Here is an 8,682-nt window from a genome sequence, read left to right on the forward strand (position 1 = left end):
CATCCACCAGGACGATCACCGTGAGGACCGCGAGGACGGGGATGGCGTAGGCCCGCCATCCGTAGGTCGCGACGAACCGGCCGAGCCGGGTCTGCCTGCGCACCCCGCGGTCCGGGCGCGGCGGGCGAGGAACCTTCTCCCCGCCCGAGACGGGATCCCACTGAGCTCGCAGAGGCTGGTGGGAAGGGGCGCGGCTGCGTCGCCGGTCGGACGTCCGGTCCTCGGGTGTCCGGTGCGGACTGCGCACCGGGCGGCGCGGTGTGTCCGTCACGCCGGCTCCTGCTCGGTCGGTCACGGTTGCCAGACTCTCATACGGCCGTCGCCGGCCGTGCCGGGTCGCCGAGCGCGGGCGCCGACCGCCGCCACGCCGATGTGGCGCCGCGCACAGTGGGCCTTCGGCTGGGATACTCGTGGGTAGGGGTGCACGGCACCTCGAGGCCCCCCGGCCTGTAACGTGCAGAGACGATTGCACGTCGTAGTGGTAGGCATCACTTCGACGAATTTTTCGGATTGGGAGCGACATGACCGAACTCGCAGCCCGGACATCGTCCGGCCGCGCCACCAGCTCGGGCAACGGCACCGGCACTCGACGCGGCGCCCGGATGCCGCGGGACGAGCGCCGGGTCCAGCTCCTCGCTGCAGCCAGCGAAGTCTTCGTCACCCGCGGATACCACGCGGCCGGCATGGACGAGATCGCCGAGTGCGCCGGGGTCAGCAAGCCGGTGCTGTACCAGCACTTTCCCGGCAAGCTCGAACTGTACTGCGCTGTGCTGCAGAGCTACGTCGACAGCCTGATCGCCGGAGTCCGCCAGGCCCTGCGGTCGACGACCGACAACAGGCAGCGCGTCCGCGCCGCGGTGCAGGCGTTCTTCGACTTCGTCGACAACGACTCGCAGGGTTTCCGTCTGGTGTTCGAATCGGACCTGATGGGCGAGCCGCAGGTGGCGCACCGCGTGGAGCAGGCCACCGAGGCCTGCGTCGACGCGGTGTTCGACCTGGTGAGCCACGACTCCGGTCTGGACCCCTACCGGGCGCGCATCCTGGCGGTCGGCCTCGTCGGCACCAGCCAGTTCACCGCCCGCTACTGGCTCGAGGCCGCCCGGCCGATTCCGAAGGAGGACGCCGTCGACACCACGGTCGCTCTCGCCTGGGGTGGACTCTCGCACGTGCCGCTGCAGCCGGAGCTGCGCAGGCGGTAACCGGAAGGCGCCGACCAGACGGCGCCGACCCCAGGGCGGGGCCGCGCCCGCGACGACAGAAGGGCCGGGGCAGCAGCCCCGGCCCTTCGTCGTGATGCCGTCGTTCTAGGTCGCCGCGAACCCGACCTTGCGAATGTCGGCGGGACCGATCTCGACGTAGGTGACCCGCGCCGCCTGCACGATGAGCTTGCGGCCCTTCTCGTCGACGAGTGTCAGCACGCCGTCCTTCTCGCCGGCCAGGGCTTGCGCCACGAGCGACTCGACCTCGTCGGGCGTCTGCTCGCTGATCACGGTGAGCTCGCGGGGACTGTCCGCAACACCGATCTTGACCTCCACGGTCGACCTCCGAACTCTCAGGGCTCTACAGCTGTCCCCGCCCAGGCTAGTGCAGTCCCAGCACCGCCATCCGCTCGGCGTGCTCGAGCTGCATCCGGTCGAACAACGCGGCAATGTCGGTGAGATCACCGGACGCGGCGATCACCAGATCGGTGAGGTCCTCACGCTGGGCCATCACGTACTGCGCCTGGGTGATGGCCTCGCCGAGCAGCCGCCGTCCCCACAGCATCAGCCGGTCCTTGTCGGCCGCGCTGCGCCGCACCGCCTCGCGCACCTCGTGCACCACGAACTCCGAGTGCCCGGTCTCGGCGAGGACCTCCCGCACGACCTCCGCCACCTCGGGGGCGAGGGTGCCGGCGATCTCGCGGTAGAAGTCGGCGGCGATGCCGTCGCCGACATACGCCTTGACCAGCGACTCGTGCCAGGTCGAGGGGTTCGTGGACGCGTGGTACGCGTCGAGGGCGCGCCGGTAGGGCTCCATCGCCGTGTAGATCTCCACGCCGCGCGCGGTGAGCGCGGCGTGCAGCGTCTCGAAGTGGCTCATCTCCGCGGCGGCCATGCTCGCGAACGCTACCCGCCCCTGCAGGCTCGGCGACATCCGTGCATCGTCGGCGAGGCGGTAGAAGGCCGAGATCTCACCGTAGGCGAGCACCGCGAACAACTCGGCGACGCCGGGATGATCGGCCGGGACGCGCGCCGGAGCGGCGGGTGGACGAGACTCTGCGGCGGACGGCGACGTTTCGGCTCCCATGACGACACAGCGTAGTACCCAGCCGGTGACCGCGCGGCTCACGGTACAATGGTCCTGGAAGGCCGCGCCTCGAGGCGCCGACCACCGGCCCCGCGGACTTCACCGATGATGTGCGCGCACCCGATCGCAGATCGCTGCCGCGCCTCGCAGAGCCCGTTCCGGTCGCTCTCGCTGAGGCGCAGGCCGGTCGCCTCTCCACTCGTGCGTGCGTGCCGAGACCAGGAAGGCCAGACCCCTGAGCAAGATCACTGTCGACCACGAAGACGACGCCACCGAAACCACGGTGTCGGCCCAACTCGACTCCACCCACACCCCGCCCACGTTCGGCGAGCTGGGCGTGCGGGACGAGATCGTCCGCGCTCTCGCCGAGATGGGCATCGAGCGCACCTTCGCCATCCAGGAGCTGACGCTCCCCCTCGCCCTCGCCGGCGACGACCTGATCGGACAGGCGCGCACCGGCATGGGCAAGACCTTCGGGTTCGGTGTCCCGCTGCTGCACCGCCTCACCACCACCGCGTCCGGCACCACCGCCCTCGACGGAACGCCCCGCGCCCTGGTGATCGTGCCGACGCGCGAGCTGTGCCTGCAGGTCACGCAGGACCTCGAGAACGCCGCCAAGTACCTCCGCGGCGCCGACGGACCGCTGAAGGTCCTGTCCGTCTACGGCGGGCGCCCGTACGAGACACAGGTCGACGTGCTGAAGAAGGGCGTCGACGTCGTTGTCGGGACCCCGGGCCGTCTGCTGGATCTCGCCAACCAGGGTCACCTGATCCTCGGCAAGATCGGCATCCTGGTGATGGACGAGGCGGACGAGATGCTCGACCTCGGCTTCCTCCCGGACATCGAGCGCATTCTCGGCATGGTGCCCGACCGCCGCCAGACGATGCTGTTCTCGGCGACGATGCCCGGCCCGATCATCACGCTCGCCCGCACCTTCCTCACGCGCCCGACGCACATCCGGGCCGAGGAGCCGGAGTCCTCCGCGGTGCACGAGCGCACCAACCAGCTCGTCTACCGCGCGCACGCACTCGACAAGGCGGAGCTGGTGGCGCGGGTGCTGCAGGCCGAGGGCCGGGGCGCCACGATGATCTTCACCCGCACCAAGCGCACCGCGCAGAAGGTCGCCGACGAGCTCGCCGAGCGCGGCTTCGCCGTCGGAGCCGTGCACGGCGACCTGGGGCAGATCGCCCGGGAGAAGGCCCTCGACAGGTTCCGCAAGGGCAAGATCGACGTGCTCGTCGCCACCGACGTGGCCGCCCGCGGGATCGACATCGACGACGTCACCCACGTCGTGAACTACCAGTGCCCCGAGGACGAGAAGACCTACGTCCACCGCATCGGCCGCACCGGCCGGGCGGGGCGCACCGGCATCGCCGTCACCCTGGTCGACTGGGACGACATCCCGCGCTGGCAGCTCATCGACAAGGCCCTCGACCTCGGCCTGTCCGACCCGGTCGAGACGTACTCGAGTTCGCCGCACCTGTTCGAGGAGCTGGGCATCCCCGAAGGCACGACCGGCACGGTCCGCAAGGCGCCGGCGGAGCGGCCCGCCCGCGAGGAGGCCGCCGAGCCCGCCGAGGACGCGGCACGACCCAAGCGCACCCGGGTCCGCCGGCGCACCCGCGGTGGCCGGCCCGACTCCGGAAGTGCCGAGAACACCGGACCCGAGAACACGAGCGCCGCGTCGGAGCAGGCCGAGGACTCCGGGGACGGGACGGCGGCGCCCGCACGCCGGCGCCGGCGCCGGCGCCGCGGCGGTTCCTCCGCGACGGCGAAGAGCGACACGGTCACGGCCTCGGCTGCCCAGTAGTCGGCCGCGATGCTCGCACCGGAGCGCAGAACCCGGGCGGACCTGATCGCAGCCCTCCTGCTCGCCGTCGCGGTCGTCGCGGCGGCGAGCGTCGTCTGGCTGCGGTCGGACGCACGCGGCACCGTGTCCGTCACGACCGACGCGGCACCCGAGGCGCCGGCGTCCGCGACGGCGGTGCCGTCGACGCTGACGGAGGCGTGGCGGGCCCCCAGCGGCGCGACCTCCCGTCCGATCGCGGTCGGAGGTGTCGTGGTCACCGGCGACGGCGGCACGGTCACCGGCCGCGCCCTCGACTCGGGCGCCGAGCTGTGGCGCTACGGCCGCGACATGCCGCTGTGCGGAGTCGTGGAGGACTGGCGCACCGCCGTGGCGGTGTACCGCGACCAGCGGGGATGCAGCCAGGTGACCCAGCTGGTCCCCGATTCGGGGATGCGCGGGGCGCAGCGTTCCAGCGACGCCGACGACGCAGTGACCCTCACCGCCGCCGACACCCACGTGATCTCGCGGGGCGACACCCGCCTCGAACTGTGGCGGTCGGATCTCGTGCGCACGCTCGAGTACGGGCGCGTGGACGCGCCCGTCGTGCCGGGGGCGCAACCCCGCAACGGGTGCACGCTGCGCTCGGCCGCGGCCAGCAGCACCCGGCTGGCGGTCGTCGAACGCTGCCCGGGCGAAGAGGCGGACCGGTTGACGCTGCTCGAGACGACCCCGGAGGCAGACTCCCAGCCGAAGGAGATCGCCTCGTCGGTGCTGCCGGAACTGGGGCCGGACGACATGGGTACGCGCGTCGTCGCGGTGAGCGGTGAGCGCACGGTGCTGTACCTGCCGCCCACCGCCTCGTCCGGGCCCGTTCTCGCCGGATACGACGCCGCCGGCACGCTGACCGCCCGGCACCCGCTGTCGGCCGCGGCGACGCCGGACGCGGTGTTCCCCGCCGCGGTGCAGGGTTCGTTCCTCACGTGGTGGTCGGGCACGGAGACCGTCGCCCTCGGCGGCGACGACCTGGTGCCGCGGTGGACGCTGCCCGGGACGACGGGCACCGGCGCCGCCATGGCCGGGGCCCTGCTGCTGCCGGTGCGCGACGCCCTCGCGGTGGTCGAGCCTGCCACCGGGGCGGTGCAGGGCCGGATTCCGGTCGTGCGCGACGAGGCGGGAGTGGTGAACGTGGCGGTCGCCGGGACTTCGGTGCTCGAGCAGCGCGGGCCGCAGGTCGTAGTGCTGCGATGAGCCCCCGAGGAACTCACCGCGCACCTCACGACGTGAAGGTGACCAGCTTCTTGCCGTCGCGCCAGTGGGCGAGCAGGTTCTCGGCCAGCTCGCGATAGGCCTCGGCGCCCTTGTTCTTCCGGCCGGCGAGCACCGACGCCCCCGACGCCGACGCCTCCGCGAAGCGCACGGTGCGCGGGATCGGCGGCGCGAGCACCGGCATGTCGTACCGGTCGGCGACGTCGGCGAGCACGTCGCGGCTGTGCGTCGTGCGGGCGTCGTAGAGCGTCGGCAGGGCACCGAGGAGCTCGAGGTCGGGGTTGGTGATCTGCTTGACCTCGGCGACGGTACGCAGCAGCTGCCCGACGCCGCGGTGCGCGAGGGTCTCGCACTGCAGGGGCACGAGCACGGACTGCGCGGCGGTCAGGCCGTTGAGCGTGAGCACGCCCAGCGACGGCGGGCAGTCGATCACGACGACGTCGAAACTGTCGAGCAGCGGGGCCAGCGCCCGCCGGAGGGTGAACTCCCGCCCCGGCCGCATCAGCAGCAGCGCCTCGGCCCCGGCGAGGTCGATCGTCGCGGGCAGCAACGTGAAGCCCTCGTCCGTGTCGAGCAGAACCTCCTTGGCCTCCGCCGCCCCGACCAGCACGTCGTGCACCGAGCGTTCGAGCCGGTCGGGGTTGTGCCCGAGCGAGAATGTCAGGCATCCCTGCGGGTCCAGGTCGACGACGAGCACCCGCTGCCCCAACCCGGCCAGGGCGGCCGCCAGAGACGCGACGGTGGTCGTCTTCGCGACGCCACCCTTCTGATTTGCCACCGCAAGTACCGTTGTCACGGAACGATCCTCGCCTAAAAGTCGTCCGAACGCGAGAATCGACCGCGACTTCCGCCGTCCGGCGGGTCGCCGATCCCCACGAAAGGCCCCCGATCGTGATCCGCCGCGCCCGTCCCGCCGACGTCGACGCCCTCACCGCCCTCGTCTACGAGCTGGCCGAGTACGAGAAGGCCCGCGCCGAGTGCACCGTCGTGCCCGAGCAGCTGCACACGGCGTTGTTCGGCAGGGACGCCGCCGCGTTCGCCCACGTCGCAGAGGACGCGCAGGGAACGGTGGTGGGCATGGCGCTGTGGTTCCGCAACTTCTCCACCTGGGACGGGGTGCACGGCATCTACCTCGAGGACCTGTACGTCCGGCCCGAGCACCGGGGCCACGGCCACGGCCGCGCTCTGCTCGCGGCACTGGCCCGCGAATGCGTCGACCGCGGCTACAGCCGCCTGAGCTGGTCGGTGCTGGACTGGAACACGCCGTCGATCGGGTTCTACCGCTCGCTCGGCGCCGTCCCGCAGGACGAGTGGACCACCTTCCGCCTCAGCGGGCAGGCACTCGCCGCGCTCGGCGGAGATCAGGCCACGTCGTCGGCGTCCGGGGCGTAGTCCTGCGCCAGCCAGCGCGTCGTCGGCGGGCTGAACAGCAGCACCAGCGCCGGCACCACGATCAGGGCGAGCAGGATGCCGAGCACGACCTGGTGGGAGTCCGTCAGCAGCGACCAGGCCACCGGCAGCAGCAACAGCTGGGCGACGATCGCCACGGCCCGCCCCCACCGCTTGCCCCGCAGCAGCGCGATCCCGGCCGCGAGCACGCCGCCGAACAGGATCCCCAGCCACAGTGCGAGGCCGTAGCCGTTGCCGACCGTCTGGTCGTGCCCGCCCGTGAGGGCCCGGACCACGGAGACCACAGCGAAGCCGATGGCGATCACGCCTTCGAGGACGACGAGACCACCCGCGGCTCGAACGGTCGACGGAACGGTGCTGCGTGGCGACTCGGTGGACACCCGGCCAGCGTAGTGGACCCGTGCGAGACCACTTAGGCTGATGCTCCGTGCGCGCACTGCTGATCGTGAACCCCAACGCGACGACCACCACTCCGGCCGGTCGCGACCGGCTGGCCCGTGCGCTCGCCGACCGGGTCTCCCTCACCGTCGCCCACACCACCCATCGGGGGCACGCCGCCGAACTGGCCCGCTCGGCGCACGCCGACGGGATGGACGTCGTCGTCGCGCACGGCGGCGACGGCACCGTCAACGAGATCGTCAACGGCCTGCTCGGCACCCCGTCGGAACGGGTGGCCGACCCCACTCTCCCCCTGCTCGCGGTGGTCCCCGGCGGCTCGGCCAATGTCTTCGCCCGGTCGCTGGGCGTGGACGCCGATCCGGTGACGGCGACCGAGCAGTTGCTCGACCTGCTGGCCCAGCGCACCACCCGCCGGATCGGCCTCGGCCACTGCGACGGCCGGTGGTTCGTCTTCAATGCGGGCCTCGGGCTCGACGCGCAGGTGTGCGAGGCCATCGACCTGAGCCGGCTGGGCGGGCGGAAGGTCACCACCGCGCGTTACGTCGCGCATTCGATCACGCAGTTCTTCAAGTCGAAGGGCGCCGAACCCGCGTTGACGTTGACGCTGCCCGGCCGGCCACCGATCCCGGGCGTGTACTACGCGTTCGTCTCCAATTCCAGCCCGTGGACCTACCTCGACAAGCGCCCGGTGCACACCAACCCGGGCACCTCGTTCGAGACCGGGCTCGGAGTCTTCGCGATGACGACGACGGCGGTGTTCGCGAGCCTGCGGGTGGTCCGCCAGCTGCTCGCGCGGCGCGGCGATCCGAACTCCCGTCGCCTGGTGCGCGTCGACGACGTCGCGCGGGTGCAGGCGGTGTCGTCCCGGCCGATCGGCCTGCAGGTCGACGGCGACTACCTGGGCCTTCGCACCGAAGTAGAGTTCGTGTCGGTGCCCGCCGTGCTCGACGTCGTGGCCCCGTGTCCCGGGCGCGCCGACGCCCGTACGTGATCCGGGTTACATTTTCGTTTCCCGAGGTGTACAAAGGAAGTTCGAACCCAAATACCCGGGACACCGTCGGCGTGAGCTTCCCCACGGTCGTGACGTTTTCTATTGACTTCACGCTGGTTCGTGAAAGCATTCACAAGTAACCGCGCGGAAACACTTGCCGACGCGCACATGAACTTGCCACCACGATCAGCCGGTGCGACGAGCACTATCGAAGGAGAGTAGAAGCATGGACTGGCGCCACAAGGCCATCTGCCGCGACGAGGATCCCGAGCTGTTCTTCCCCGTCGGCAACAGCGGTCCGGCCCTCGCGCAGATCGCCGACGCCAAGCTCGTGTGCAACCGCTGCCCCGTCACCGCCGAGTGCCTCTCGTGGGCCCTCGAGTCCGGCCAGGACGCGGGCGTCTGGGGCGGCATGAGCGAGGACGAGCGTCGCGCCCTCAAGCGCCGCAACGCCCGTACCCGGGCACGCACCGCGGTCTGACGCGACCTACGCCACAGAGTTCCGGGAAGGCCCGGCACCGTTTCGGTGCCGGGCCTTCCC

Annotated in this window: 10 protein-coding genes and 1 pseudogene; 6 read left to right on the top strand and 5 right to left on the bottom strand. The window is 71.6% G+C overall.

The window, feature by feature from the left end:
- Positions 1 to 295 (bottom strand): annotated as a pseudogene (locus CQZ88_RS32435) (hypothetical protein); the annotation flags it as partial.
- A 226-nt stretch (positions 296 to 521) separates the two neighbouring features.
- Between CQZ88_RS32435 and CQZ88_RS19460 the strand changes: the two are divergent.
- Positions 522 to 1,199, top strand: a complete 678-nt coding sequence (locus CQZ88_RS19460) for a TetR/AcrR family transcriptional regulator (RefSeq protein ID WP_006942732.1) — start codon at positions 522 to 524, stop codon at positions 1,197 to 1,199.
- Between the two features lie 105 nt (positions 1,200 to 1,304).
- Here CQZ88_RS19460 and CQZ88_RS19465 read toward each other — a convergent pair whose 3' ends face one another.
- The gene (locus tag CQZ88_RS19465) at positions 1,305 to 1,535 is read right to left on the bottom strand and encodes a DUF3107 domain-containing protein (protein ID WP_006942731.1); all 231 of its coding nucleotides are present in this window, start codon (positions 1,533 to 1,535) and stop codon (positions 1,305 to 1,307) included.
- A gap of 46 nt (positions 1,536 to 1,581) precedes the next feature.
- Positions 1,582 to 2,286: a ferritin-like fold-containing protein gene (locus tag CQZ88_RS19470; protein WP_065922411.1), complete on the bottom strand. Its 705-nt coding sequence runs from the start codon at positions 2,284 to 2,286 to the stop codon at positions 1,582 to 1,584.
- Between the two features lie 205 nt (positions 2,287 to 2,491).
- On the opposite strand from CQZ88_RS19470, the gene CQZ88_RS19475 reads away from it, so the two are divergent.
- Positions 2,492 to 4,096 (top strand): DEAD/DEAH box helicase, encoded by a 1,605-nt coding sequence (locus CQZ88_RS19475; RefSeq protein ID WP_065922410.1) that lies wholly within the window; start codon positions 2,492 to 2,494, stop codon positions 4,094 to 4,096.
- Between the two features lie 9 nt (positions 4,097 to 4,105).
- Positions 4,106 to 5,323: a hypothetical protein gene (locus CQZ88_RS19480; RefSeq protein ID WP_006942723.1), complete on the top strand. Its 1,218-nt coding sequence runs from the start codon at positions 4,106 to 4,108 to the stop codon at positions 5,321 to 5,323.
- 25 nt (positions 5,324 to 5,348) lie between these two features.
- On the opposite strand, the gene CQZ88_RS19485 is transcribed toward CQZ88_RS19480, so the two are convergent.
- On the bottom strand, positions 5,349 to 6,137 hold the full coding sequence (locus CQZ88_RS19485; protein ID WP_006942721.1) for a ParA family protein: 789 nt from the start codon (positions 6,135 to 6,137) through the stop codon (positions 5,349 to 5,351).
- A 95-nt stretch (positions 6,138 to 6,232) separates the two neighbouring features.
- On the opposite strand from CQZ88_RS19485, the gene CQZ88_RS19490 reads away from it, so the two are divergent.
- The gene (locus CQZ88_RS19490; protein ID WP_006942720.1) at positions 6,233 to 6,733 is read left to right on the top strand and encodes a GNAT family N-acetyltransferase; all 501 of its coding nucleotides are present in this window, start codon (positions 6,233 to 6,235) and stop codon (positions 6,731 to 6,733) included.
- On the opposite strand, the gene CQZ88_RS19495 is transcribed toward CQZ88_RS19490, so the two are convergent.
- Positions 6,703 to 7,131, bottom strand: a complete 429-nt coding sequence (locus CQZ88_RS19495) for a hypothetical protein (protein ID WP_006942719.1) — start codon at positions 7,129 to 7,131, stop codon at positions 6,703 to 6,705. The genes CQZ88_RS19490 and CQZ88_RS19495 overlap by 31 nt on opposite strands.
- A 47-nt stretch (positions 7,132 to 7,178) precedes the next feature.
- Between CQZ88_RS19495 and CQZ88_RS19500 the strand changes: the two genes are divergently transcribed.
- Together CQZ88_RS19500 and CQZ88_RS19505 are read left to right on the top strand one after the other, a co-directional pair.
- Positions 7,179 to 8,141: a diacylglycerol kinase family protein gene (locus CQZ88_RS19500; protein WP_006942718.1), complete on the top strand. Its 963-nt coding sequence runs from the start codon at positions 7,179 to 7,181 to the stop codon at positions 8,139 to 8,141.
- 226 nt (positions 8,142 to 8,367) lie between these two features.
- Positions 8,368 to 8,622 carry a WhiB family transcriptional regulator gene (locus CQZ88_RS19505; RefSeq protein ID WP_006550236.1) on the top strand — a complete coding sequence of 85 codons (255 nt, stop codon included), beginning with the start codon at positions 8,368 to 8,370 and terminating at the stop codon, positions 8,620 to 8,622.
- The last annotated feature ends 60 nt before the right edge of the window (positions 8,623 to 8,682 follow it).

It is taken from the genome of Rhodococcus sp. ENV425 (assembly GCF_002887785.1).
GTDB classification, from domain to species: Bacteria; Actinomycetota; Actinomycetes; order Mycobacteriales; family Mycobacteriaceae; genus Rhodococcus; species Rhodococcus aetherivorans.

Excerpts from the sequence above, each read along its gene's own strand:
- CQZ88_RS19460 (WP_006942732.1), top strand. The coding sequence starts at position 522 with ATGACCGAACTCGCAGCCCGGACATCGTCCGGCCGCGCCACCAGCTCG.
- CQZ88_RS19470 (WP_065922411.1), bottom strand. The coding sequence starts at position 2,286 with ATGGGAGCCGAAACGTCGCCGTCCGCCGCAGAGTCTCGTCCACCCGCC.
- CQZ88_RS19480 (WP_006942723.1), top strand. The coding sequence starts at position 4,106 with ATGCTCGCACCGGAGCGCAGAACCCGGGCGGACCTGATCGCAGCCCTC.
- CQZ88_RS19505 (WP_006550236.1), top strand. The coding sequence starts at position 8,368 with ATGGACTGGCGCCACAAGGCCATCTGCCGCGACGAGGATCCCGAGCTG.